23 protein-coding genes and 2 tRNA genes are annotated in these 25,991 nt (G+C 58.0%); 22 read left to right on the top strand and 3 right to left on the bottom strand.

All coding sequences use genetic code 11. The features are described 5' to 3' along the window. Positions 1-6 precede the first annotated feature (6 nt). Together ACOZJV_RS16775 and ACOZJV_RS16770 are read left to right on the top strand one after the other, a co-directional pair. A complete protein-coding gene (locus tag ACOZJV_RS16775; protein WP_020299932.1) occupies positions 7-441 on the top strand; it encodes a type II toxin-antitoxin system RatA family toxin in 435 nt (144 codons plus the stop codon). Then, positions 434-745, top strand: a complete 312-nt coding sequence (locus ACOZJV_RS16770) for an RnfH family protein (protein WP_421548063.1) — start codon at positions 434-436, stop codon at positions 743-745. Before ACOZJV_RS16775 ends, ACOZJV_RS16770 begins: the two co-directional genes overlap by 8 nt. A 66-nt stretch (positions 746-811) precedes the next feature. Here ACOZJV_RS16770 and ACOZJV_RS16765 read toward each other — a convergent pair whose 3' ends face one another. Then, complete coding sequence (locus ACOZJV_RS16765) at positions 812-1,339, bottom strand: outer membrane protein assembly factor BamE (protein WP_020299930.1); 528 nt, start codon at positions 1,337-1,339, stop codon at positions 812-814. Between the two features lie 98 nt (positions 1,340-1,437). Here ACOZJV_RS16765 and fur point away from each other — a divergent pair, with 98 nt between their 5' ends. Beyond that, on the top strand, positions 1,438-1,845 hold the full coding sequence (gene fur, locus ACOZJV_RS16760) for a ferric iron uptake transcriptional regulator (RefSeq protein WP_020299929.1): 408 nt from the start codon (positions 1,438-1,440) through the stop codon (positions 1,843-1,845). An 86-nt stretch (positions 1,846-1,931) separates the two neighbouring features. On the opposite strand, the gene recN is transcribed toward fur, so the two are convergent. Next, on the bottom strand, positions 1,932-3,605 hold the full coding sequence (gene recN / locus ACOZJV_RS16755; protein ID WP_020299928.1) for a DNA repair protein RecN: 1,674 nt from the start codon (positions 3,603-3,605) through the stop codon (positions 1,932-1,934). 251 nt (positions 3,606-3,856) lie between these two features. Here recN and grpE point away from each other — a divergent pair, with 251 nt between their 5' ends. From grpE to ACOZJV_RS16715, 8 genes are all read left to right on the top strand, one after another. After that, positions 3,857-4,423 carry a nucleotide exchange factor GrpE gene (gene grpE / locus ACOZJV_RS16750; protein WP_020299927.1) on the top strand — a complete coding sequence of 189 codons (567 nt, stop codon included), beginning with the start codon at positions 3,857-3,859 and terminating at the stop codon, positions 4,421-4,423. 102 nt (positions 4,424-4,525) lie between these two features. After that, positions 4,526-6,442 (top strand): molecular chaperone DnaK, encoded by a 1,917-nt coding sequence (gene dnaK, locus ACOZJV_RS16745; protein ID WP_020299926.1) that lies wholly within the window; start codon positions 4,526-4,528, stop codon positions 6,440-6,442. A 325-nt stretch (positions 6,443-6,767) separates the two neighbouring features. Then, complete coding sequence (dnaJ, locus tag ACOZJV_RS16740) at positions 6,768-7,892, top strand: molecular chaperone DnaJ (protein ID WP_020299925.1); 1,125 nt, start codon at positions 6,768-6,770, stop codon at positions 7,890-7,892. Between the two features lie 10 nt (positions 7,893-7,902). Next, on the top strand, positions 7,903-8,709 hold the full coding sequence (gene dapB, locus ACOZJV_RS16735; RefSeq protein ID WP_421548062.1) for a 4-hydroxy-tetrahydrodipicolinate reductase: 807 nt from the start codon (positions 7,903-7,905) through the stop codon (positions 8,707-8,709). Between the two features lie 258 nt (positions 8,710-8,967). Then, positions 8,968-10,104, top strand: coding sequence for a glutamine-hydrolyzing carbamoyl-phosphate synthase small subunit (carA, locus tag ACOZJV_RS16730; RefSeq protein WP_201129417.1), 1,137 nt, complete (start codon positions 8,968-8,970; stop codon positions 10,102-10,104). Positions 10,105-10,233: 129 nt separating this feature from the next. Then, positions 10,234-13,455, top strand: coding sequence for a carbamoyl-phosphate synthase large subunit (carB, locus tag ACOZJV_RS16725; protein ID WP_201129420.1), 3,222 nt, complete (start codon positions 10,234-10,236; stop codon positions 13,453-13,455). Beyond that, positions 13,452-13,928 (top strand): transcription elongation factor GreA, encoded by a 477-nt coding sequence (gene greA, locus ACOZJV_RS16720; protein ID WP_020299921.1) that lies wholly within the window; start codon positions 13,452-13,454, stop codon positions 13,926-13,928. Before carB ends, greA begins: the two co-directional genes overlap by 4 nt. A 28-nt stretch (positions 13,929-13,956) precedes the next feature. Continuing rightward, positions 13,957-14,361 (top strand): MFS transporter, encoded by a 405-nt coding sequence (locus tag ACOZJV_RS16715; RefSeq protein WP_421548328.1) that lies wholly within the window; start codon positions 13,957-13,959, stop codon positions 14,359-14,361. Positions 14,362-14,373: 12 nt separating this feature from the next. Here ACOZJV_RS16715 and yhbY read toward each other — a convergent pair whose 3' ends face one another. Continuing rightward, positions 14,374-14,682, bottom strand: a complete 309-nt coding sequence (gene yhbY, locus ACOZJV_RS16710) for a ribosome assembly RNA-binding protein YhbY (RefSeq protein ID WP_201129421.1) — start codon at positions 14,680-14,682, stop codon at positions 14,374-14,376. 103 nt (positions 14,683-14,785) lie between these two features. On the opposite strand from yhbY, the gene rlmE reads away from it, so the two are divergent. The 11 genes from rlmE to infB all read left to right on the top strand — a co-directional run bounded on the left by rlmE (position 14,786) and on the right by infB (position 25,905). Next, entirely contained in the window at positions 14,786-15,415 is a 630-nt protein-coding gene (rlmE, locus tag ACOZJV_RS16705) for a 23S rRNA (uridine(2552)-2'-O)-methyltransferase RlmE (protein ID WP_020299918.1), read from the top strand. Between the two features lie 202 nt (positions 15,416-15,617). Next, positions 15,618-17,522: an ATP-dependent zinc metalloprotease FtsH gene (gene ftsH / locus ACOZJV_RS16700; RefSeq protein WP_421548061.1), complete on the top strand. Its 1,905-nt coding sequence runs from the start codon at positions 15,618-15,620 to the stop codon at positions 17,520-17,522. 8 nt (positions 17,523-17,530) lie between these two features. Further along, positions 17,531-18,382: a dihydropteroate synthase gene (gene folP, locus ACOZJV_RS16695; protein ID WP_421548060.1), complete on the top strand. Its 852-nt coding sequence runs from the start codon at positions 17,531-17,533 to the stop codon at positions 18,380-18,382. Between the two features lie 16 nt (positions 18,383-18,398). Beyond that, positions 18,399-19,736 carry a phosphoglucosamine mutase gene (gene glmM, locus ACOZJV_RS16690; RefSeq protein WP_078469785.1) on the top strand — a complete coding sequence of 446 codons (1,338 nt, stop codon included), beginning with the start codon at positions 18,399-18,401 and terminating at the stop codon, positions 19,734-19,736. 66 nt (positions 19,737-19,802) lie between these two features. Then, the gene (gene tpiA / locus ACOZJV_RS16685; protein ID WP_020299914.1) at positions 19,803-20,558 is read left to right on the top strand and encodes a triose-phosphate isomerase; all 756 of its coding nucleotides are present in this window, start codon (positions 19,803-19,805) and stop codon (positions 20,556-20,558) included. A 4-nt stretch (positions 20,559-20,562) separates the two neighbouring features. Beyond that, positions 20,563-20,946: a preprotein translocase subunit SecG gene (secG, locus tag ACOZJV_RS16680; RefSeq protein ID WP_078469786.1), complete on the top strand. Its 384-nt coding sequence runs from the start codon at positions 20,563-20,565 to the stop codon at positions 20,944-20,946. Positions 20,947-20,975: 29 nt separating this feature from the next. Further along, positions 20,976-21,061: transfer RNA gene (locus ACOZJV_RS16675), tRNA-Leu, on the top strand. Positions 21,062-21,157: 96 nt separating this feature from the next. Next, positions 21,158-21,234, top strand: a tRNA-Met gene (locus ACOZJV_RS16670). Between the two features lie 130 nt (positions 21,235-21,364). Further along, positions 21,365-21,823 (top strand): ribosome maturation factor RimP, encoded by a 459-nt coding sequence (gene rimP, locus ACOZJV_RS16665; RefSeq protein ID WP_020299912.1) that lies wholly within the window; start codon positions 21,365-21,367, stop codon positions 21,821-21,823. Between the two features lie 47 nt (positions 21,824-21,870). After that, positions 21,871-23,352 carry a transcription termination factor NusA gene (gene nusA, locus ACOZJV_RS16660; protein WP_020299911.1) on the top strand — a complete coding sequence of 494 codons (1,482 nt, stop codon included), beginning with the start codon at positions 21,871-21,873 and terminating at the stop codon, positions 23,350-23,352. Positions 23,353-23,379: 27 nt separating this feature from the next. After that, entirely contained in the window at positions 23,380-25,905 is a 2,526-nt protein-coding gene (gene infB / locus ACOZJV_RS16655) for a translation initiation factor IF-2 (protein WP_020299910.1), read from the top strand. Positions 25,906-25,991 lie beyond the last annotated feature (86 nt).

The following is a 25,991-nucleotide window of genomic DNA, read 5'->3' as shown; positions in this document are numbered from 1 at the left end:
GCTGACATGACGACCCATATTCAACGCTCGGCCCTTTTGCCTTATCCGGCGCAGTTTCTCTATGAGCTGGTCAATGACGTGGCGCGTTATCCGGAATTCCTACCCTGGTGCTCATCTGCCGAAGTGCTGGAAAGCAGTGATGAGCATATGCGCGCCAGCCTGGCGGTGGCCAAGGGCGGGCTCAGCCAGCATTTTGTAACGCGCAATATCCTGGTCCCGGGGCAGTCGATCGAGATGAACCTGGAGGAGGGGCCGTTCAATCAGTTGCACGGGGTCTGGGTTTTCAAACCGTTGGGGGAGAAGGCCTGCAAGATCAGTCTGGACCTGTCGTTCGACTATGCCGGGCCGCTGGTACGGGCCACCCTGGGCCCCTTGTTCAACCAGGCGGCGAATACCCTGGTTGATGCGTTCTGTCAGCGCGCCAAACAGTTGCATGCTTGAGTCAACCATCGAGATCGAGGTGGTGTATGCCGCCGTCGACCGCCAAGTGTTGCTCAAGGTGTCGCTGCCAGCCGGCTCGACCCTTCGTGCGGGGCTGATGGCTTCCGGCATTGCCACGCAGTTTCCCGTGCTGGATGTGCAGTCTTGTCCCGTGGGGATTTTTGGCAAAGTGATTGCCGATCCTGATCGGCACGTGCTGCAGGCGGGTGAGCGGATTGAAATTTATCGTCCGTTGCTGGCGGATCCAAAGGAGGTCAGGCGCCTGCGCGCGGCCAAGGCAGCACAGGCCCGTCTGCAGGATTAGCGCTCCTGGCCAGAAAACACGCAATAAAAAGCCCGGACATGCCGGGCTTTTTTATTTCGACACAACTTATTGTGGCGAAGTGTCCAGTGGCTCCGGTGTCGGAACCGGGACGGCTTTTACCCCATCCACGTCTTTCTGGATCTGATCCAGCAGAGAGCCAGGCTTGACTGGTTTCTCTGGTTTTGGCTTCTCGGTGTTCTCGGCCGGCGCGGTCACGGTGGTGCCGCTGTCCTTGCCCAGCAGGGCTTCGTCGCGGCTTACGCCAGGCATAAAGTCGCCCGAAAGGCTGACGAGTTGGTCATTGCCATTGAAGATAACGCTGACGCGTTCCTGTTGGCGCTCACCGCCCCCTGGTTGCAGGCTATACAAATAATCCCAGCGATCGGCATGGAACGTGTCGGTCAGCAGAGGGTTGCCCATAATAAACCGTACTTGCCGGCGGGTCATTCCCGGGCGTAACTGGTCTATCATGTCCTGCGTGACGACATTGCCCTGCTGGATGTCGATTTTGTAAACCCCGGGGAATGAACAACCGGCGAGTGCGAGCAGTCCCACGAAGGTGAAACTGGTTAGCAAGAGCTTGGTGTTTTGCATCGGTGGGCGACTTCCACTATCTTGGCTGGGACAACGTAAACCCCGATCATACCCGCATTAAGAGAAGCTGCGAAGCAGCATCCGCGAGAAAGCTGACCATGGTTGAAAATAGCGAACTACGTAAAGCCGGCCTTAAAGTGACTCTGCCACGGGTCAAAATTCTACAAATGCTCGATTCCGCCGAGCAGCGACACATGAGCGCCGAAGATGTTTACAAGGCGCTGATGGAAGCTGGCGAGGATGTCGGTCTGGCCACGGTTTACCGTGTACTGACTCAGTTCGAAGCTGCAGGCCTTGTGGTTCGCCACAATTTTGATGGCGGCCACGCTGTATTCGAACTGGCCGACGGCGGCCACCACGACCATATGGTCAACGTGGAGTCTGGCGAAGTGATCGAATTCTTCGACGAAGAAATCGAAAAACTGCAAAAGGCGATCGTCGAGAAGCATGGCTTCGAGTTGGTGGATCACAACTTGGTGCTGTACGTACGCCACAAGAAAAAGTAAGCATGTCGCGCGGGCCATGTCCGCGAAACGAACGAAGGCGACCCTAGGGCCGCCTTCGTGCTTTCTGGCTTTCGAGTAACGAGCGCTTAGATTTTTGCGGTCACCACCATCTTTTTCGCATGGGCCAGCGACTCTTTAGTCAGGTCGATGCCGCCCAGCATGCGAGCGACCTCTTCGACACGCTCGGTCTTACCCAGTTTGGACACCGCCGTATGGGTGGCGTCGCTACCGCGCACCTTATGCACGAATAGATGCTGATGGCCCTGGGCAGCCACTTGCGGCAAGTGAGTGACGGTGAGTACCTGGCCTCGTTCGCCCAGCCGACGCAACAATTGGCCAACAATCTCTGCGGTCGGGCCTCCGATACCCACATCCACTTCGTCGAATACCAAAGTCGGTACTCGGGAGGTTTGCGCGGTGATCACCTGGATCGCCAGGCTGATACGTGACAATTCGCCCCCGGACGCGACCTTGGCCAGGGCCTTGAGCGGTTGCCCAGGGTTGGCGCTGACCAGCAATTCCACCTGTTCCAGGCCATAGGGCAGCAACTCATCGCTGGTGTTGGCGTGCAGCTCGATGGTGAAGCGCCCGCCGGGCATGCCCAGGCGCTGTATCTCCTGCTCGACCGCACTGGCCAGGGTGGTGGCGGCTTGCTGGCGCAGGCGGCTCAGTTCCTTGGCTTTCTCCTGGTAATGCCGCGCATATGACTTCAGCTCGTCACCAAGACGCTCGATGGACTCGTCATTCGCGTCCAACGCTTCGATTTCATCCAGCAGCTGTTGCTGCATGGCTGCCAGTTCGGTTGGCTGGATTCGGTGCTTGCGGGCCAGGGTATAGATAGCGTCGAGGCGCTCCTCCAGTTGTTGCAGGCGTGCTGGATCGGCATCGAAGTGGTCGAGAAAGCGATTCAGCTCGCCCACGGCTTCCTCGACCTGGATCTGAGCGCTGGCCAGCAGATTGGTGGCCTCACCCAGGGCGGTCGGCGAGTTGCCGACGCTCGACAGGCGATTGAGGCTGGCGGTCAGGGCATTGAGGACATTGCCGGAATCGCTTTCACTGCATTGCTCGACCACCTGTCGGCAAATGCCGAGCAGGGTTTCGGCGTTGGTCAGGTTTTTGTGTTCCTGTTCCAGTTGCTCCAGTTCGTTGTCGCCCAGACCCAGGTTTTCCAGCTCTTCCATTTGATAGCTGAGCAGTTGATGGCGGGCGCGTTGCTCGTCGCCGGAGTTGGACAGGCGTTCAAGCTCCTGGCGCGTCTGGCGCCAGCGTTGTGCGGCAAGCTGTACCTGGCGCGACAGGTCGGTAGCGCCGGCGTACTCGTCGAGCAGGCGCCGATGGGTCTCGGTTTTCAGCAGCGACTGATGTTCGTGCTGGCTGTGGATATCGATCAACAGTTCGCCGAGGGCCTTGAGATCACCCAGCGGGCAGGGCGAGCCGTTGATATAGCCGCGCGAGCGCCCCTCGGCCGTAATGACCCGGCGCAAGATGCACGGGCTCTCGCTGTCCAGGTCGCGTTCGGCCAGCCAGGTACGGGCTTCAGGGATATCCACAAGGTCGAACGTCGCGAGGATGTCGGCCTTGTCTGCGCCCGGACGCACCACGCCACTGTCGGCGCGATCCCCCAGGGTCAAGCCCAGGGCGTCGAGCATGATCGACTTGCCGGCGCCGGTTTCGCCCGTGATGACGCTCATCCCGCGATCCAGTTCCAGATCGAGATGTTCAACGATGGCGTAGTTGTGTACGGACAGGTGCACCAGCATGACGGCCGCTCCCAGGCTTTAAGTCTGGTTATTTATACAGTGTTTTGTTTCTGGCTGACAATGCCCTCCCTTAGCTCGATTTGCTTGGGTGGAAAACTTTTTTAGCGCAACCAGGAATGTCGAACCCAGGTGTGTTTCCAGTCTTGAAAGGTTTTGCCATGGGTCGAGCCCTTGAACCTGAGAAATGCGACCCCATATACCGGGACAGAAGCGTGAGTTGAGCTCACGGACGTTATTGAAAGGAGAATTTCATGGCTGACGAACAGACGCTGGATACGCAAAATCTAGACGCCAATCAGGCTCCCGAGACCTCGGGCGAGGACCTGGTGGCTCGTGTAAAAGTGCTCGAAGAGCAGCTGGCCGGCGCTCAGGATCAGGCTTTGCGTGTTGCTGCCGATCTGCAGAACGTCCGCCGCCGTGCCGAGCAGGACGTGGAAAAAGCGCACAAATTCGCGCTGGAACGCTTTGCTGGCGACCTGTTGCCAGTGATCGACAGCCTCGAGCGTGGCCTGGAGCTGTCCAGCGCGGATGACGAAAGCATTCGTCCGATGCGTGAAGGGATCGAGCTGACCCTGAAGATGTTCCACGACACCCTCAAGCGCTATCAGCTGGAAGCCATCGACCCGCACGGCGAACCGTTCAACGCCGAGCATCATCAGGCGATGGCCATGCAGGAAAGCGCCGATATGGAACCCAACAGCGTGCTCAAGGTGTTCCAGAAGGGCTATCAGCTCAATGGCCGCCTGCTGCGCCCGGCCATGGTCGTGGTCAGCAAGGCTCCGGCTCCGGTTTCGCCTTCTATTGATGAGAAGGCTTGAAATCAGCCGTAAGGCCCCCATTTAGAAGTCAAGCGTTTAAGTGCTACCGCAGTTGGCCACCACCGCTGCGGCAACAAAATCCAAAGTTTCGGGAGAGTTAACATGGGCAAAATTATCGGTATCGACCTGGGGACTACCAACTCCTGCGTCTCTATTCTTGAAAACGGCAACGTTAAAGTTATCGAAAACGCCGAAGGCGCGCGTACCACGCCGTCGATCGTTGCGTATGCCAACGATGGCGAAATCCTGGTTGGTCAGTCGGCCAAGCGTCAGGCAGTGACCAATCCGCATAACACCCTGTACGCGGTGAAGCGTCTGATCGGTCGTCGCTTCGAAGAAGAAGTGGTACAGAAAGACATCCAGATGGTCCCTTACAAGATCGTCAAGGCTGACAACGCTGACGCCTGGGTTGAAGTGAACGGCCAGAAAATGTCGCCGCCACAGATTTCGGCTGAAATCTTGAAAAAGATGAAGAAGACTGCCGAAGACTACCTTGGCGAGCCAGTGACCGAAGCGGTGATCACCGTTCCGGCCTACTTCAACGACAGCCAGCGTCAAGCCACCAAAGACGCCGGTCGTATTGCTGGCCTGGACGTAAAACGCATCATCAACGAACCAACCGCGGCCGCTCTGGCTTACGGTATGGACAAGGCCAAGGGCGATCACACCGTGATCGTTTATGACCTGGGTGGCGGTACCTTCGACGTTTCGGTGATCGAGATTGCCGAAGTTGATGGTGAGCACCAGTTTGAAGTGTTGGCCACCAACGGTGACACCTTCCTGGGTGGTGAAGACTTTGACATTCGTCTGATCGACTACCTCGTCGACGAATTCAAGAAAGAAAGCGGCATGAACCTCAAGGGTGACCCGCTGGCCATGCAGCGCCTGAAAGAAGCTGCCGAAAAAGCCAAGATCGAGCTGTCCTCGAGCCTGCAGACCGACGTCAACCTGCCGTACATCACTGCAGATGCCACCGGTCCTAAGCATTTGAACGTGAAGATTTCTCGCGCCAAGTTGGAAGCTCTGGTTGAAGACCTGGTTCAGCGCACCATCGAACCTTGCCGCATCGCTCTGAAAGACTCGGGTATCGAAGTTGGCGCGATCAACGACGTGATTCTGGTCGGTGGTCAGACCCGTATGCCGCTGGTGCAGAAGCTGGTGACCGAGTTCTTCGGTAAAGAAGCACGTAAAGACGTCAACCCGGACGAAGCGGTTGCAATGGGTGCTGCTATCCAGGGTGCGGTACTGGCCGGTGACGTGAAAGACGTCCTGCTGCTCGACGTCAGCCCGCTGACCCTGGGTATCGAAACCATGGGTGGCGTGATGACCGCGCTGATCGAGAAAAACACCACGATTCCTACCAAGAAATCGCAAGTGTTCTCGACTGCCGACGACAACCAGGGCGCTGTGACCATTCACGTGCTGCAAGGTGAGCGTAAGCAAGCGGCCCAGAACAAGTCCCTGGGCAAGTTCGACCTGGCCGAGATTCCACCAGCACCACGTGGCGTGCCACAAATTGAAGTGACCTTCGATATCGACGCCAACGGCATTCTGCACGTAGGCGCCAAAGACAAGGCCACCGGCAAGACTCAGTCGATCGTGATCAAGGCCAACTCCGGTCTGTCCGAGGAAGAGATTCAGCAGATGATTCGCGATGCTGAAACCAACGCTGACGAAGACCGCAAGTTCGAAGAGCTGGCCAGCGCGCGTAACCAAGGTGACGCCCTGGTTCACTCGACTCGCAAAATGATCGCTGATGCCGGCGACAAAGTGACCGCTGAAGAGAAAACCGCAATCGAAGCGGCTGTGGTTGCCCTTGAAGCCGCCGTCAAAGGCGACGACAAAGCAGCCATCGACGCCAAGGTTGAAGAGCTGTCCAAAGTCTCGGCGCCGGTTGCTCAGAAGATGTACGCCGAACAGGCTCAGCCTGCAGAAGGCGCGGCTCAGCAAGGCGAGTCGGCTGAAAAAGCTGACGATGTAGTCGACGCTGAGTTCGAAGAAGTAAAAGACCACAAGTAAGACTGCTTGTTGGTCGGCCAGTTGACTGCCTTTGTGCGGTGGCTGGTAGGATGTCGCCGCGCGGGAGCTTGCTCCCGCGTTGGCGTGTCTGGAGCAAGCGAAATTTTTTACTCGGCGTGACCTGTCACGCGGGGTGGCGGTATGGCCGGAAATGCTCCTGCTTTCCGAGCGGGATTACCGCAATGGCCGGCCACTGCTGGCTGGTTTTTTCAAAGACCAGGATCGTTGAATTGACGTGAGTTGGGTCCGGGCCTGTATTGGGGCTCAACGAGTTTGGCGAGGCTCAGGAGAGCTTGGCCGGACGTCCTTAAGAGTGCAAAGACTTATGGCAAAGCGTGACTATTACGAAGTATTGGGTGTTGAGCGAGGCACCAGCGAGGCCGACCTGAAGAAGGCTTACCGGCGCCTGGCGATGAAGCATCACCCGGACCGTAATCCTGACGACAAAGCGTCGGAAGAACTGTTCAAAGAGGCCAACGAGGCCTACGAAGTACTCTCTGACTCGAGCAAGCGCGCCGCCTATGACCAATACGGTCATGCCGGTGTTGATCCGAGCATGGGCGGCGGTGGTGCTGGCTTCGGTGGTCAGAACTTCTCCGACATCTTCGGTGATGTCTTCAGTGATTTCTTCGGCGGCGGTCGTGGCGGTTCCCGTGGCGGTGCTCAGCGCGGCAGCGATTTGCGCTACACCCTGGAGTTGAACCTGGAAGAGGCGGTGCGCGGTACTACCGTGAATATCCGTGTTCCGACGCTGGTCAATTGCAAGCCGTGCGATGGTTCGGGTGCCAAGAAAGGCTCCTCGCCTATCACTTGCCCAACCTGTGGCGGTATTGGCCAGGTGCGCATGCAGCAGGGCTTCTTCTCGGTGCAGCAGACCTGCCCGCGCTGCCATGGCCAGGGCAAGATCATTTCCGATCCGTGCGACTCCTGCCACGGCGAAGGCCGCGTCGAAGAGTACAAGACGCTGTCGGTCAAAGTGCCGGCGGGTGTCGATACCGGCGACCGTATCCGTCTGTCGGGTGAAGGTGAGGCGGGTGCGCAGGGTGGGCCTACTGGCGACCTGTACGTGGTGATCAATGTGCGTGAGCACGCGATCTTCCAGCGCGACGGCAAGCACCTGTTCTGTGAAGTGCCAATCAGCTTTGTTGATGCGGCGCTGGGCGGCGAGCTGGAGATTCCGACCCTTGATGGTCGGGTCAAGTTGAAGATCCCCGAGGGGACTCAGACCGGCAAGCAGTTCCGCGTACGTGGCAAGGGTGTGGCGCCGGTGCGTGGTGGCGGTGCGGGTGATTTGATGTGCCGCGTTGCGGTGGAGACTCCGGTCAATCTGGGGCGTCGTCAGCGTGAATTGCTGGAAGAGCTGCGCAGCTCCCTGGCCGATGACAATACCCATTCACCGAAAACCACTGGTTGGTTTGAAGGCGTGAAGCGCTTCTTCGGCGATCTGTAAGGAGCGACACATGCGACGTATAGCTGTGATGGGCGCCGCCGGGCGCATGGGCAAGATCCTGGTCGAGGCGGTGCAGCAACGTGCGCCGCTGACCGGCCTTACTGCTGCCATTGTGCGTCCTGGCAGCACGTTGATCGGGGTCGATGCCGGCGAGCTGGCTTCCCTGGGTCGTATCGGCGTGCCGCTATCGGGCAATCTCGAGGGTGTCGCCGATGAATTCGATGTCTTGATCGACTTCACCTTGCCGGAAGTGATGCTGAAAAACCTGGCCTTCTGCCGCAAGACGGGCAAGGCGATGGTAATCGGCACGACTGGGCTGGATGCTGCGCAGAAGCAGGTGCTGGCCGAGGCGAGCAAGGATATTCCAATCGTGTTCGCGGCCAACTTCAGTGTCGGCGTCAACCTGTCGCTGAAGCTGCTGGACATGGCGGCGCGGGTGCTGGGTGATGATGCGGACATTGAAATCATCGAAGCCCATCACCGGAACAAGATCGATGCCCCTTCGGGCACGGCCCTGCGCATGGGCGAGGTTATTGCTGATGCGCTGGGGCGTGATCTGCAGAAAGTGGCGGTCTATGGCCGTGAAGGCCATACCGGTGTGCGTGATCGTGAAACCATCGGTTTCGCCACGGTTCGTGGTGGTGATGTGGTGGGCGATCACACGGTCCTGTTCGCTGCAGAGGGTGAGCGTCTTGAGATCACTCACAAGGCCTCCAGCCGCATGACCTTTGCCAAGGGGGCGGTGCGTGCGGCGTTGTGGCTGGACGGTCGCGAGCCAGGTCTTTACGATATGCAGGATGTGCTCGACCTGCGCTGATGATGCACTCAAGGCAGGGTTCAGTCATGTGCCTGAGCCCTGTTTTATCCCGCTAAGCGATGTTCTGTCGCATTCCTCTGCCTTTTAGGCTCATTAGCGGTGGACCGAAAAAGCCTTTTTCTGTAAGCTACAGCTTTAGTGTGTTCACTAAAAGCGCGCAGAATAATTCAGTGAATGAGCGGGGTGACGTGTCCATACGTCACTCCGCTTTTTTACACCTGCGATCGCCCTTTCAGGCTTTATTTACGGGAGGTCTTCTTGACTAAGCCAGCCATACTCGCCCTTGCTGATGGCAGCATTTTTCGCGGCGAAGCAATTGGAGCCGACGGTCAAACCGTTGGTGAGGTGGTATTTAACACCGCCATGACCGGCTATCAGGAAATCCTTACCGATCCTTCCTACGCCCAGCAGATCGTTACCCTGACTTACCCGCACATTGGCAACACCGGCACCACACCGGAAGACGCCGAATCCGACCGCGTCTGGTCCGCCGGCCTGGTCATTCGTGACCTGCCACTGGTTGCGAGCAACTGGCGTAACACCATGTCCCTGTCCGATTACCTGAAAGCCAACAATGTTGTGGCTATCGCCGGTATCGACACCCGTCGCCTGACCCGCATCCTGCGTGAGAAAGGCGCACAGAACGGCTGCATCATGGCCGGTGACAACATCTCCGAAGAAGCCGCCATCGCCGCCGCCCAGGGGTTCCCTGGCCTCAAGGGCATGGACCTGGCAAAAGTCGTCAGCACCCAGAAGCAATACGAGTGGCGCTCGACTGTCTGGGACCTGAAAACCGACAGTCACGCGACCATCGAGGCCTCAGAGCTGCCGTACCACGTGGTGGCCTACGACTACGGCGTCAAGGTGAACATCCTGCGCATGCTGGTCGAGCGCGGCTGCCGCGTAACCGTGGTCCCTGCACAGACCCCGGCTGCCGATGTCCTGGCCCTGAAGCCGGATGGTGTATTCCTGTCCAACGGTCCTGGCGATCCGGAACCTTGCGACTACGCCATCAAGGCCATCAAGGAAGTGCTGGAAACCGAGATCCCGGTATTCGGTATCTGCCTCGGTCACCAACTGCTGGCCCTGGCCTCCGGTGCCAAGACTCTGAAAATGGGTCACGGTCACCATGGCGCCAACCACCCGGTCCAGGACCTGGATACCGGTGTGGTGATGATCACCAGCCAGAACCACGGTTTTGCGGTAGATGAAGCGACCCTGCCAGCCAACGTCCGGGCGATTCACAAGTCGCTGTTCGACGGCACCCTGCAGGGTATCGAGCGTACCGACAAGAGCGCCTTCAGCTTCCAGGGTCACCCTGAAGCCAGCCCAGGCCCGAACGATGTGGCGCCGCTGTTCGACCGCTTCATCAACGAGATGGCCAAGCGACGCTAAGCGCTCGCCTTGAGAATGTAGCGAGAAGTCGTCCAAGGGCGGCCCCGATCAACCCGGTGGCCCCCTTGGAGCTTCAGAAATTGATCAAGACGGCTTGCCGACTGACCTGCGGATTTGAGTGACAAACCCATGCCAAAACGTACAGACATTAAAAGCATCCTGATTCTCGGCGCTGGCCCGATCGTGATCGGCCAGGCCTGCGAATTCGACTACTCCGGCGCCCAGGCCTGTAAAGCCCTGCGCGAAGAGGGTTACCGCGTCATCCTAGTGAACTCCAACCCGGCCACCATCATGACCGACCCGGACATGGCCGACGCCACCTACATCGAGCCGATCAAGTGGCAGACCGTTGCCAAGATCATCGAGAAGGAGCGTCCAGACGCCCTGTTGCCGACCATGGGTGGCCAGACCGCTCTGAACTGCGCTCTGGACCTGGAGCGCGAAGGCGTTCTGGAGAAGTTCGGCGTAGAAATGATCGGCGCCAACGCTGACACCATCGACAAGGCCGAAGACCGTTCGCGCTTTGACAAGGCGATGAAATCCATCGGCCTGGACTGCCCGCGTTCGGGTATCGCCCACAGCATGGAAGAGGCCAATGCGGTCCTCGAAAAGCTCGGCTTCCCGTGCATCATCCGTCCGTCCTTCACCATGGGCGGCACCGGTGGCGGTATCGCGTACAACCGTGAAGAGTTCGAAGAAATCTGCGCTCGCGGCCTGGACCTGTCGCCGACCAAAGAGCTGCTGATCGACGAATCCCTGATCGGCTGGAAAGAGTACGAGATGGAGGTTGTCCGCGATAAGAAGGACAACTGCATCATCGTCTGCTCCATCGAAAACTTTGACCCGATGGGCGTGCACACCGGTGACTCGATCACTGTTGCGCCAGCACAGACCCTGACGGACAAGGAATACCAGATCATGCGCAACGCCTCGTTGGCGGTACTGCGTGAGATCGGCGTTGAAACCGGCGGTTCCAACGTTCAGTTCGGTATTTGCCCGGACACCGGCCGCATGGTCGTGATCGAGATGAACCCGCGTGTATCGCGTTCTTCGGCACTGGCATCGAAAGCTACCGGCTTCCCGATTGCGCGCATCGCCGCCAAGCTGGCGATCGGTTACACCCTGGACGAGCTGCAAAACGAAATCACTGGCGGCGCTACGCCGGCGTCCTTCGAGCCTTCGATCGACTATGTCGTGACCAAGCTGCCACGTTTTGCTTTCGAGAAATTCCCGAAGGCCGACGCTCGCCTGACCACCCAGATGAAGTCTGTCGGTGAAGTCATGGCCATCGGCCGGACCTTTCAGGAGTCTCTGCAGAAAGCCCTACGTGGCCTGGAAGTGGGCGTTTGCGGTCTGGACGAGAAGCTCGACCTGAGCAACCCGGAAAGCATGAGCGTGCTCAAGCGCGAGCTGACCGTGCCGGGCGCTGAGCGTATCTGGTACGTGGCTGATGCTTTCCGCGCCGGCATGACCGTCGAAGACATCTTCGGCATGAACATGATCGATCCGTGGTTCCTGGTGCAGATCGAAGATCTGATCAAGGAAGAAGAGAAGGTCAAGACCCTCGGTCTGTCCTCCATCGACCGCGACCTGATGTTCCGCCTCAAGCGCAAGGGTTTCTCCGATCAGCGTCTGGCCAAGCTGCTGGGTGTGACCGAGAAGAACCTGCGCACGCATCGCCACAAACTGGATATCTTCCCGGTCTACAAGCGTGTTGACACCTGTGCCGCCGAGTTCGCCACCGACACCGCGTACCTGTACTCCACCTACGAGGAGGAGTGCGAAGCTGCGCCATCGGGCCGCGACAAGATCATTATCCTGGGCGGTGGTCCAAACCGTATCGGCCAGGGCATCGAGTTCGATTACTGCTGCGTACACGCCGCCCTCGCGCTGCGCGAAGACGGGTACGAGACCATCATGGTCAACTGCAACCCGGAAACCGTTTCCACTGACTACGACACTTCCGACCGTCTGTACTTCGAGCCGGTAACGCTGGAAGACGTGCTGGAAATCTGCCGCGTCGAGAAGCCTAAAGGCGTGATCGTCCAGTACGGCGGCCAAACCCCGCTGAAACTGGCGCGTGCCCTGGAAGCTGCTGGCGTGCCGATCATCGGTACCAGCCCGGACGCCATTGACCGTGCCGAAGACCGCGAGCGCTTCCAGCAAATGGTGGAACGCCTGAACCTGCGTCAGCCACCAAACGCCACCGTGCGCAGCGAAGATGAAGCCATCCGTGCAGCCAGCAAGATCGGCTATCCGCTGGTGGTGCGTCCTTCCTACGTGCTCGGCGGTCGGGCGATGGAAATCGTCTACGAAGAAGAAGAACTCAAGCGCTACCTGCGTGACGCGGTGAAAGTGTCTAACGACAGCCCTGTACTGCTCGACCACTTCCTCAACTGCGCCATCGAAATGGACGTGGATGCGGTTTGCGACGGCACCGATGTGGTAATTGGCGCAATCATGCAGCACATCGAACAGGCCGGTGTTCACTCCGGTGACTCTGCCTGCTCCCTGCCGCCATACTCGCTGCCTGTGCATATCCAGGACGAGATGCGTGAACAGGTCAAGAAAATGGCCCTGGAGCTAGGTGTTGTCGGCCTGATGAACGTGCAGTTGGCGTTGCAAGGCGAGGACATCTACGTCATCGAAGTCAACCCGCGCGCTTCCCGTACCGTGCCGTTCGTATCCAAGTGCATCGGTGTTTCCCTGGCCATGATCGCGGCTCGCGTGATGGCGGGTAAAACCCTGAAGGAAATCGGTTTCACCAAGGAAATCATTCCGAACTTCTACAGTGTGAAAGAGGCAGTGTTCCCGTTCGCCAAGTTCCCTGGTGTGGACCCGATCCTCGGCCCAGAAATGAAGTCCACCGGTGAAGTGATGGGTGTCGGTGACACCTTCGGCGAAGCCTTCGCCAAGGCCCAGATGGGTGCCAGCGAAGTGTTGCCGACTGGCGGTACCGCGTTCATCAGCGTGCGTGACGATGACAAGCCGCTGGTTGCAGGTGTGGCTCGTGATCTGATCAACTTGGGTTTCGAAGTAGTTGCCACTGCTGGGACTGCCAAGCTGATTGAAGCTGCCGGCCTGAAAGTGCGTCGTGTGAACAAGGTGACCGAAGGTCGTCCGCACGTGGTCGACATGATCAAGAATGACGAAGTCACCCTGATCATCAACACCACGGAAGGTCGCCAGTCGATCGCTGATTCCTACTCCATTCGTCGTAATGCCTTGCAGCACAAGATCTACTGCACCACGACCATTGCTGCTGGCGAAGCCATCTGCGAAGCGTTGAAGTTCGGTCCCGAGAAGACCGTGCGCCGCTTGCAGGATCTACACGCAGGATTGAAGGCATGATCAAATACCCGATGACTGTCCAGGGCGCTAAAGCCCTGGAAGAAGAGCACGCTCACCTGACCAAGGTCGTTCGTCCTAAGCTTAGCCAGGACATCGGAACGGCCCGCGAGTTGGGTGACCTTAAAGAGAACGCCGAATACCATGCTGCCCGCGAGCAGCAAGGTATGGTCGAGGCGCGGATTCGCGATATTGAAGGCCGCATGCAGAATGCGGTGATCATCGATGTCACGACCATTCCTCACACCGGTAAAGTGATTTTCGGTACCACGGTCGAGATCGCCAACGTTGAAACTGACGAAAGCGTGACCTATCAAATCGTGGGAGAGGATGAAGCGGACTTCAAACTCGGCAAGATCTCCGTCGGTTCGCCACTGGCTCGTGCCTTGATTGCCAAGGAAGAGGGTGATGTGGTCGCCGTCAAAACGCCAGGTGGCGTTATCGAGTACGAGATTGTCGAAGTTCGTCACATCTGAAAGACGGCACCCGCTTCGCGCGGGTGCCATGCTTTGGCAACTGGCCCAGATGCTCTGGGTCGGTGGCTTGTGGCTTCTGCACATCGGTTTGCTGCCGGTGCTCGAGCAAATAGGCTTGGCACCGCTGCTGATCGACGATATCGGTAAAATGCTGGGTGCGTTGCTGGTGGGCTTTTCGGCGGCGTGCCTGGTGTTGCAGGTGCTGATATTGATTCAGTCCGAAGGGCTGGCAAGCATGTGGCGGGATATTCGCGGGCAGCTGCTGCTGATGGGGCTTTATGCGTGTGCGATGTATTTCGTGGTGCGCATGCTGTTGCCTGAGGCGCAACGCTGGCAATTGTTCAGCTATCTTGTGCTTGGGTTTTCCGGGCTGGTGCTGGTGCTGCAGCCAGTGCCTGGATGGGGTGGCAGGGTACGCGAAGCGCACCCTTGACCCTTATCGACGTCAGTGGAAGCGATGGACGTTCGACAGTTGCTTGTTTACCTTGGCGTTTTTGCGGTAAATCAACGCCATTTTGCCGATGACTTGCACCAAGTCAGCCTTGCCCGCCTTGCACAGCTCGGCGATGACCGCCAGGCGAGACTCGCGCTCGAGGATGTTGAGTTTGATCTTGATCAGCTCATGATCGCTCAAGGCGCGTTCAAGTTCGGCTAATACACCTTCGGTCAAACCGTTGTCAGCCACAGTCAATACTGGTTTCAGATGGTGGCCAATGGATTTGTACTGTTTCTTCTGCTCTTGAGTGAGCGGCATAATCTGACCCCTGCGTCTGATCTTGTAAAAAGCGGCGGCCAGTTTACCCGAGCGAGTCCGGGACCGCCCAGTTAATCACTACCCGTTTTATTTGAGGTGGCCCGTGGCCCGTTCCAAGACAAGCCTTAAGTGGCTGCAAAGACATGTCAATGATCCCTATGTGAAGCAGGCGCAGAAGGATGGTTACCGCTCGCGTGCGAGTTACAAGCTTCTGGAAGTCCAGGAGAAATACAAACTGATCCGTCCAGGTATGAGTGTTGTCGACCTGGGAGCGGCGCCCGGTGGCTGGTCGCAGGTCACTAGTCGGCTGATCGGTGGTCAGGGGCGTCTGATCGCCTCGGACATCCTGGAAATGGACAGCATTCCGGACGTGACTTTCATCCAGGGTGACTTCACCCGGGACGACGTGCTCGCTCAGATCCTTGAAGCTGTTGGTAATTCGCAGGTGGACCTTGTGATTTCCGATATGGCCCCCAATATGAGTGGTACGCCTGAGGTGGACATGCCGAAGGCCATGTTTTTATGTGAGCTGGCTCTTGATCTGGCGGCTCGGATACTCAAGCCGGGTGGTAATTTCGTGATCAAGGTGTTTCAGGGCGAAGGGTTTGATGCTTACGTGAAGGACGCTCGTCAGAAATTCGACAAGGTCCAGATGATCAAGCCGGACTCTTCCCGTGGCAGTTCCCGCGAGCAATACATGCTGGCTTGGGGCTACCGCGGCCGTAGTGAGTAAATCGAGGTTTTTTGGCGGGCCGATAGGTTTTTCGTATTTCGCCCCGTGAGCATTAGCGAATATTGTGTAGAAAGTGTTTCACAAAGGGTTACAGACGGCGCCTGCCAGAGCCGTAGGTAATGTAGTAAGTTAGGCCGGTGAATATCATGCGAAGCGCGCGCCAGTAGCGGAGCTTGCTTCAGAGGGTAGTTAATTGAACGATATGGCAAAGAATCTGATCCTGTGGTTGATCATTGCGGCTGTCCTGGTGACGGTAATGAACAACTTCTCCAGCCCTAACGAGCCGCAGACCCTCAACTATTCCGACTTCATCCAGCAAGTTAAGGATGGCAAGGTCGAGCGCGTAGCGGTAGACGGCTATGTGATCACCGGCAAACGCAACGACGGCGACAGCTTCAAGACCATCCGTCCTGCTATCCAGGACAATGGCCTGATCGGTGACTTGGTGGATAACCACGTGGTTGTCGAAGGCAAGCAGCCTGAGCAGCAAAGCATCTGGACCCAGCTTCTGGTCGCCAGCTTCCCGATTCTGGTCATCATTGCCGTGTTCATGTTCTTCATGCGGCAGATGCAGGGCGGTGCAGGCGGCAAGGGTGGGCCCATGAGCTTCGGCAAGAGCAAGGCGCGCCTGCTCTCTGAAGATCAGGTGAAGACCACCCTGGGTGACGTTGCAGGTTGCGACGAAGCCAAGGAAGAAGTGGGCGAGCTGGTCGAGTTCCTTCGTGATCCGGGCAAGTTCCAGCGTCTGGGTGGCCGCATTCCTCGTGGTGTGCTGATGGTTGGCCCTCCAGGTACCGGTAAAACCCTGCTGGCCAAGGCTATTGCCGGCGAAGCAAAAGTCCCGTTCTTCACCATTTCCGGTTCCGATTTCGTCGAAATGTTCGTCGGCGTGGGCGCCAGTCGTGTTCGCGACATGTTCGAACAAGCCAAGAAGCACGCGCCGTGCATCATCTTCATCGATGAAATCGACGCCGTCGGTCGTCACCGTGGCGCCGGCATGGGCGGCGGTCATGACGAGCGCGAGCAGACGCTTAACCAGTTGCTGGTTGAGATGGATGGCTTTGAAATGAACGACGGCATCATCGTGATCGCTGCGACCAACCGTCCGGACGTACTGGATCCTGCGTTGCTGCGTCCGGGCCGTTTCGACCGTCAGGTTGTCGTCGGTTTGCCGGACATTCGTGGTCGTGAGCAGATTCTCAAGGTTCACATGCGCAAAGTGCCTATGGGTGAGGACGTCGCTCCGGCCGTGATCGCTCGTGGTACCCCTGGCTTCTCGGGCGCCGACCTGGCCAACCTGGTGAACGAAGCATCTTTGTTTGCGGCTCGTACCGGCAAGCGCATCGTTGAAATGAAAGAGTTTGAGCTGGCCAAAGACAAGATCATGATGGGCGCCGAGCGCAAATCCATGGTCATGTCCGAGAAAGAAAAGCAGAACACCGCTTATCACGAGGCGGGCCACGCTATCGTCGGCCGTGTTGTGCCTGAGCATGACCCGGTTTACAAAGTGTCGATCATTCCGCGCGGTCGTGCGCTGGGTGTGACCATGTTCCTGCCGGAAGAAGATCGCTACAGCTTGTCCAAGCGTGCCCTTATCAGCCAGATCTGCTCCCTGTACGGCGGCCGTATTGCTGAAGAGATGACCTTGGGTTTCGACGGTGTGACCACCGGCGCCTCCAACGACATCATGCGGGCGAGTCAGATCGCACGGAACATGGTGACCAAGTGGGGCCTGTCCGAGAAGCTTGGCCCGTTGATGTATGCCGAAGAAGAGGGTGAAGTATTCCTCGGTCGCGGCGGTGGCGGTCAAAGCGCAAGTTTCTCGGGTGAGACGGCCAAGCTGATCGACTCCGAAGTGCGCAGCATCATTGATCAATGTTATGGCACGGCGAAGCAGATCCTGACGGATAACCGTGACAAGCTGGATGCCATGGCCGATGCCTTGATGAAGTACGAAACCATTGATGCCGAGCAGATCGACGACATCATGGCGGGTCGTACTCCGCGTGAGCCGCGGGATTGGGAAGGTGGCTCGGGCACTACTCCACCTGTTGTGCAGAATGATCGTCCAGAAACCCCGATCGGCGGCCCAGCTGCTGACCATTAAGGTTTGAAATGACTTCTGTGTCGTCCTCAACCCGGTTGCCTTGCGGCAACCGGGTTCTTGATTTGGCCCATACGCATGTTATGGGCATTCTTAATGTCACTCCTGACTCCTTCTCCGATGGCGGTCGTTTCAGCCAGCTTGACGCTGCCTTGCGGCATGCCGAGGCAATGGTTGCGGCCGGTGCTACGCTGATCGATGTTGGCGGTGAGTCGACTAGGCCAGGCGCACGAGCGGTTTCTCCCCTGGAGGAGCTGGAGCGAGTGGCGCCGATTGTCGAGCGGATTCATCGCGAACTGGATGTGATCATCTCTGTGGACACTTCCACGCCTGCGGTCATGCGAGAGACTGCGCGCCTGGGGGCTGGCCTCATCAACGATGTGCGCTCCCTTCAGCGTGATGGTGCGCTGGACGCGGCTGCAGCTACCGGCTTGCCGGTATGTCTGATGCACATGCTGGGTGAGCCTGGCGATATGCAGAATGATCCGCACTATCGCAACGTGACTGAAGAAGTGTGTGAGTTTTTGGCTGAGCGCATGGCTCAATGTGCGGCGGTCGGCATCGCAGCTGAGCGCATCGTGCTTGATCCGGGTTTTGGTTTCGCCAAGACCCTGCAGCATAACTTGAGCCTGTTCAAGCATATGGAGGCCTTGAATGTCTTCGGACGCCCCCTGCTGGTAGGGGTTTCCCGCAAGAGCATGATAGGTCACGCCCTGAATCGTCCGGTGGGAGAGCGCCTCTATGGTGGCCTGGCTCTCGCTGCGCTGGCCATGGGCAAGGGCGCGCGGATTTTGCGCGTCCATGATGTGGCAGAGACGGTGGATGTGGTGCGGATGATCACGGCAGTGGAAATGGCCGAATAAGAATGATGGAGCACTTATGACTAAAAAATACTTTGGCACCGACGGCATTCGCGGTCGTGTGGGCGTGTACCCGATTACCCCCGATTTCATGCTCAAGCTCGGTTGGGCCGCTGGTATGGCCTTCCGTAGCATGGGCGCTTGTCGTGTTCTGGTGGGTAAGGACACGCGAATTTCCGGGTACATGTTCGAATCTGCACTGGAGGCCGGTCTTTCCGCCGCAGGTGCCGATGTTTTGCTGCTGGGGCCTATGCCGACGCCGGCCATTGCTTATCTGACGCGGACGTTCCATGCCGAGGCCGGGATTGTGATCAGTGCGTCGCACAATCCGCATGATGATAACGGCATCAAGTTCTTCTCCGGTGAGGGCACCAAGCTTCCGGATGAAGTGGAATTGATGATCGAAGAGCTGCTGGACGCCCCCATGACCGTGGTGGAGTCGAGCAAGCTGGGCAAAGTGTCGCGGATCAATGACGCCTCTGGGCGTTACATTGAATTTTGCAAAAGCAGCGTACCTTCCAGCACCAGTTTTGCGGGTCTGAAAATCGTCCTCGATTGTGCTCATGGCGCTACCTACAAGGTGGCTCCAAGCGTGTTTCGCGAGTTGGGTGCCGACGTCACTGTCCTGTCGGCGCAGCCCAACGGCTTGAACATCAACGACAATTGCGGTTCGACCCATATGTCGCAGTTGCAGGCCGCGGTATTGGCTGAGCATGCCGACCTTGGGATTGCCTTCGATGGCGACGGCGACCGGGTGCTGATGGTCGATCACACCGGGGCGATTGTCGACGGCGATGAGCTGCTGTTTATCATTTCCCGTGATCTGCACGAGCGTGATCGCCTGCAGGGCGGCGTTGTAGGGACCTTGATGAGCAACCTGGGGCTCGAACTGGCCCTGGCTGATCTGGGGATTCCCTTCGTGCGCGCCAATGTCGGCGACCGCTACGTGATTGCCGAGCTGATCGAGCGTAAATGGCAGGTGGGCGGCGAGAATTCGGGGCATATCGTGTGTTTCCGGCATGCCACCACGGGTGACGCAATCATCGCCGCACTCCAGGTGTTGATGGCGCTCAAGACGCGTAACGAGAGCTTGGCTCAGTCCCGTCAGGCGCTGCGAAAGTGCCCGCAAGTCCTGGTCAACGTGCGTTTTTCCGGTGGCAAGAACCCGGTCGAGCATCCGGCGGTCAAGGAAGCGTGTGAGCGTGTGACGGCTGCCATGGCGGGGCGCGGTCGCGTGTTGCTGCGCAAGTCGGGTACCGAGCCTTTGGTGCGCGTCATGGTCGAAGGTGACGACGAGGCTGTGGTTCGTGGCTACGCCGATGAGCTGGCAAAACTGGTTGCTGAAGTTTCTGCCTGATTTCGGCTTGCCAGTGTTAACGCGGTTGGGTAACATCTGCGCCCACTTTGACCGACGAGGTACAGCATGCGTCGCCCTATGGTAGCTGGTAACTGGAAGATGCACGGTACCCGCGCCAGCGTCGCTGAGCTGATCAATGGCCTTCGTCATCTGGCCTTGCCTAGCGGTGTTGATGTCGCGGTATTCCCTCCTTGCCTGTATATCAATCAAGTGATTGATGGCCTGAAAGGAAAGTCGATTTCGGTCGGCGCGCAGAATTCTGCGGTGGAATCCATGCAAGGTGCGCTGACGGGTGAGATTGCTCCCAGTCAGTTGGTGGACGCAGGTTGTTCCCTGGTGCTGGTTGGGCACTCTGAGCGCCGCCTGATCATGGGCGAGCGTGATGTGACTCTCAACCGCAAGTTCGCAGCAGCACAGGCATGTGGCTTGAAGCCGATCCTGTGTGTGGGGGAGACCCTGGAGCAGCGCGAAGCCGGTAAGACCCTGGAAGTTGTCGGGCGTCAACTGGGCAGCATCATCGAAGAGCTGGGTGTTGGCGCTTTCGCCAATGCGGTTATCGCTTACGAGCCGGTCTGGGCCATTGGCACCGGGCTGACTGCTTCACCGCAACAGGCGCAGGATGTGCACGCAGCCATTCGCGCGCAGTTGGCGGCAGAGAATTCTGAGGTCGCACGAGGTGTGCGGCTTCTATACGGCGGCAGCGTGAAGGCGGCCAATGCGGTCGAACTGTTCGGCATGCCGGATATCGATGGGGGGCTCATTGGTGGAGCTTCCCTGAATGCAGATGAGTTCGGTGCGATTTGTCGCGCCGCGGGAAACTGAAAAAATGCTGGAAACAGTCGTAGTCGTTTTTCATCTGCTGGGCGCTCTGGGCGTAGTTGCTCTGGTTTTGCTGCAGCAGGGTAAAGGTGCGGATGCTGGTGCGTCTTTCGGTGCAGGTGCTTCAAATACTGTGTTCGGAAGCCAAGGTTCCTCTACCTTTCTTAGTAAGTTTACTGCTATACTTGCCGCAGGTTTCTTCATAACCAGCTTGGGGTTAGGTTACTTTGCTAAAGAGAAAGCTCATGAGCTGACTCAAGTAGGTTTGCCAAACCCAGCGGTGTTGGAAGTTCCAAAGCAAAAGCCGGCTTCTGATGATGTACCGGTGCTTCAAGAGCAAAAGTCGGCTAACACTGCGACTGACGTACCTCCAGCTCAAGAGCAAAAGTAAGAAGGGTTTCACGCAGTAACGCAGTATTTGCCGAGGTGGTGGAATTGGTAGACACGCAACCTTGAGGTGGTTGTGCCCATAGGGTGTAGGGGTTCGAGTCCCCTTCTCGGTACCAATTATCAGGAGAGCCCGCTGTTGCGGGCTTTCTTGTAGGTGGAAGGTTACATTGACCCTTAAGGGGATCGGTCGTATACTTCCGCCCCAGCTTTGTCGCGGGGTGGAGCAGTCTGGTAGCTCGTCGGGCTCATAACCCGAAGGTCGTCGGTTCAAATCCGGCCCCCGCAACCAGTTTTAGCGGAGCCCCTTTTCAGGGGCTTTTTGTTAGCTGGACACTTTATAACGCCGCTATTCAACGGCGTTTCCGGGATGGGCGCTTCGCCCATTTTTTATTTGCACAAGCATGCACGAGGGGGTTCAGGTGTCGAGCAAGCTAGAACAGTTGCAGGCCTTGTTGGCCCCGGTGGTCGTGGCCCTTGGCTATGAATGCTGGGGTATCGAGTTTTCAGCTCAAGGCCGCCACTCACTGTTGCGCGTTTATATTGATAAAGAAGGCGGTGTGCTGGTGGACGATTGCGCCATCGTCAGCCGTCAGATCAGCGGTGTTCTGGATGTCGAAGATCCAATCACTGTTGAGTACACCCTTGAAGTTTCCTCTCCTGGCATGGAACGCCCGCTGTTCACTCTTGAACAGTTTGCCAAGTATGTCGGTGAACAAGTGAAGATCAAGCTGCGCTCGCCTTTCGAAGGTCGGCGTAATTTTCAGGGCCTTCTCCGCGGGATAGAGGAGCAGGACATCGTGGTGCAGGTAGAAGACCATGAGTTCCTGTTGCCGATCGATATGATCGACAAGGCCAACATAATTCCCAGTTTTGACTGAGACGCGGATCCCGCGGATCCAATGGCTTGCGAAAGGCGAGGCGTACGATGAGCAAAGAAGTACTGCTGGTTGTTGAGTCGGTATCCAATGAAAAGGGTGTACCGGCAAGCGTGATTTTTGAAGCGCTGGAGCTGGCTTTGGCCACAGCTACCAAAAAGCGTTTTGAAGACGAAGTTGACCTGCGTGTGGAAATCAACCGCCACACCGGTGCCTACGAGACTTTCCGTCGCTGGACTGTCGTCGAGGAAGCCGACCTGGACGATCCTGCGATCGAAACCTGGCCGAGCAAGGTTGCTGAAACGCATCCTGGCGCCAAGGTTGGCGACGTCGTTGAAGAAAAGATCGACTCCATCGAGTTCGGCCGCATCGCTGCACAGACTGCCAAGCAAGTCATCGTGCAGAAGGTTCGCGAAGCTGAGCGTGCTCAAGTCGTCGATGCCTATCGCGAGCGCCTGGGGGAAATCATCTCCGGCACCGTGAAAAAAGTAACCCGCGACAATGTGATCGTCGACCTGGGTAACAACGCAGAAGCGTTGCTGGCCCGTGAAGACATCATTTCTCGCGAAACTTTCCGGGTTGGCGTGCGCCTGCGTGCGCTGCTCAAGGAAATCCGCACCGAGAACCGCGGCCCTCAGCTGATCCTGTCGCGTACCGCGCCGGAAATGCTGATCGAGCTGTTCCGTATTGAAGTGCCGGAAATCGCTGAAGGCCTGATCGAAGTAATGGCTGCCTCCCGTGACCCGGGTTCGCGCGCCAAGATCGCGGTCCGCTCCAAAGACAAGCGCATCGACCCGCAGGGCGCGTGCATTGGTATGCGCGGTTCGCGCGTCCAGGCCGTTTCCGGTGAGTTGGGTGGCGAGCGTGTGGATATCGTCCTGTGGGATGACAACCCGGCGCAGTTCGTGATCAACGCCATGTCACCGGCTGAGGTTGCGGCAATTATCGTTGACGAAGATGCCCATGCCATGGACATCGCCGTTGGCGCAGACAATCTGGCCCAGGCCATCGGTCGCGGTGGTCAGAACGTGCGTCTGGCCAGCCAGTTGACTGGCTGGACCCTGAACGTCATGACCGAATCGGACATCCAGGCTAAGCAGCAAGCAGAAACCGGCGACATCCTGCGCAACTTCATCGACGAGCTGGAAGTCGACGAAGACCTGGCGCAGGTGCTGGTAGATGAAGGCTTTACCAGCCTGGAAGAGATTGCCTACGTACCGTTGGAAGAAATGCTCAACATCGACGGCTTTGACGAAGACACCGTCAACGAGCTTCGCGCTCGGGCCAAGGATCGCTTGTTGACTAAAGCCATCGCTACTGAGGAAAAGCTGGCAGACGCCCATCCGGCCGAAGACCTGCTCTCGCTTGAGGGTATGGACAAGGATTTGGCGATGGAACTGGCGGTGCGCGGCGTAATTACCCGCGAAGACCTGGCCGAGCAGTCTATTGACGACCTGCTCGACATCGACGGCATTGACGATGATCGTGCCGGCAAGTTGATCATGGCCGCCCGAGCCCATTGGTTCGAGTAATTAGGCGCGGCCTGAGGAGAGAAGTGCATGACGCAAGTCACGGTGAAACAACTGGCCGATGAGGTCAAAACACCGGTAGAGCGCCTGTTGCAGCAGATGCGTGAGGCAGGTCTGCCGCACACCGCCGCCGAGGAACATGTGAGCGACAGTGAGAAGCAGTCGTTGCTGACTCACTTGAAAAGCAGCCACAAGGCGAAAGTGGAAGAACCGCGCAAGATCACTTTGCAGCGTAAAACCACCAGCACCCTGCGTGTTGCTGGCAGCAAAAGCATCAGCGTTGAAGTACGCAAGAAGAAAGTCTTCGTACAGCGCAGCCCGGAAGAAATCGAAGCCGAGCGCAAACGCGAACTGGAAGAACGTCGCGCAGTAGAAAATGCTGCACGTCAGAAGGCTGAAGAAGAAGCCAAGCGTCGCGCCGAAGAAGAAGCGCGTCGCCAGCCTGCTGCTGCGCAAACCACGACTACCGAAGTTGCTGCAGCTCCTGCCGCAGTTGCCGAGCCTGTGCGTGAAAGCGCGCCGGTCGTGGCCGCTGCTCCAGCCCCTGCTGTCGACACTCGCAAGCGTGAAGAACAGCGCCGTCCTGACAAACCACGTGCCGACGATAACAATCGTCGTGGCAGTGGCGATGGTGAGCGCAAAAACGCTCCGCATCGTGCTTCGGTCAAGGAAAAGGCACCGGCACCTCGCGTTGCCCCACGTACTACCGACGAAGAAAGCGATGGCTTCCGTCGTGGTGGTCGCGGCAAGGCCAAGCTGAAAAAACGCAACGCCCACGGTTTCCAGAGCCCAACCGGCCCTGTCGTGCGCGAAGTGAAGATCGGCGAGACCATCACTGTGGGCGATCTCGCTCAACAGATGTCGGTCAAGGCAGCTGAAATCATCAAGTTCATGTTCAAGCTGGGCACTCCGGCCACCATCAACCAGGTACTGGATCAGGAAACTGCCCAACTGGTTGCTGAAGAGCTGGGCCACAAAGTGACCCTGGTCAGCGACACTGCCCTGGAAGATTCCCTGGCCGAGTCCCTGAAGTTTGAAGGCGAGACCTTCTCCCGTGCACCAGTCGTGACCGTAATGGGCCACGTTGACCACGGTAAGACCTCGCTGCTCGACTACATCCGTCGTGCCAAGGTAGCGGCCGGCGAAGCCGGTGGTATCACCCAGCACATCGGTGCATACCACGTTGAAACCGAACGCGGCATGGTCACCTTCCTCGACACCCCAGGTCACGCCGCGTTTACCGCCATGCGTGCCCGTGGTGCCAAGGCGACTGACATCGTGATCCTGGTCGTTGCAGCGGACGACGGCGTGATGCCGCAGACCATTGAAGCTGTCCAGCACGCCAAGGCGGCCGGTGTTCCTCTGGTTGTGGCTGTGAACAAAATCGACAAGCCGGGCGCCGATCTCGATCGTATCCGTAGCGAACTGTCGGTTCACGGCGTGACCTCGGAAGAGTGGGGCGGCGACACCCCGTTCGTATCGGTTTCGGCGAAAGTCGGTACCGGTGTAGACGAACTGCTCGAAGCTGTTCTGCTGCAGGCTGAAGTCCTGGAACTGAAAGCGACTCCATCGGCCCCGGGTCGTGGCGTCGTGGTTGAATCGCGTCTCGACAAAGGTCGTGGCCCGGTTGCTACCGTTCTGGTTCAAGACGGTACCCTGCGCCAAGGCGACATGGTGCTGGTCGGTTCGAACTATGGCCGCGTTCGCGCCATGCTCGACGAGAACGGCAAGCCAATCAAGGAAGCCGGTCCTTCCATCCCTGTCGAGATCCTCGGCCTGGACGGTACCCCGGACGCTGGCGACGAGATGAGCGTGGTTGCCGACGAGAAGAAAGCCCGTGAAGTGGCTCTGTTCCGTCAAGGCAAGTTCCGCGAAGTCAAGCTGGCCCGTGCTCACGCCGGCAAGCTTGAAAACATCTTCGAGAACATGGGTCAGGAAGAGAAGAAGACGCTCAACATCGTCCTCAAATCCGATGTCCGTGGTTCGCTGGAAGCGTTGAACGGTGCCTTGAACGGCCTGGGTAACGACGAAGTGCAAGTGCGTGTTGTGGGTGGCGGTGTCGGTGGTATCACCGAGTCCGACGCCAACCTGGCACTGGCCTCCAACGCTGTACTGTTCGGCTTCAACGTGCGTGCCGATGCTGGCGCTCGCAAGATCGTCGAGCAGGAAGGTCTGGATATGCGTTACTACAACGTGATCTACGACATCATCGAAGACGTCAAGAAAGCCCTCACCGGTATGCTTGGCAGCGACGTGCGGGAGAACATCCTGGGTGTTGCTGAAGTCCGCGACGTGTTCCGTTCGCCGAAGTTTGGCGCGATCGCCGGTTGCATGGTTATCGAAGGTGTTGTGCACCGTAACCGTCCAATCCGTGTACTGCGTGAAGACATCGTTATCTTCGAAGGCGAGCTGGAATCCCTGCGCCGCTTCAAGGATGACGCTTCCGAAGTACGTGCCGGCATGGAATGCGGTATCGGCGTGAAGAGCTACAACGACGTCAAAGTCGGTGACAAGATCGAAGTCTTCGAGAAGGTTCAGGTTGCTCGCAGCCTCTAACTCGCGCACTTCAAGGGCCGCTATGGGCTGCAGCATGAAACATGCTCGGACCATAGCAGGACTCTAAACGCAACGCCCGGTCTGGC

This window comes from Pseudomonas sp. QD4 (assembly GCF_049199125.1).
Taxonomy (GTDB): domain Bacteria; phylum Pseudomonadota; class Gammaproteobacteria; order Pseudomonadales; family Pseudomonadaceae; genus Aquipseudomonas.
Note: the sequence above shows the minus strand (reverse complement) of the source record. Positions and strands in the feature narration are given on the sequence as shown.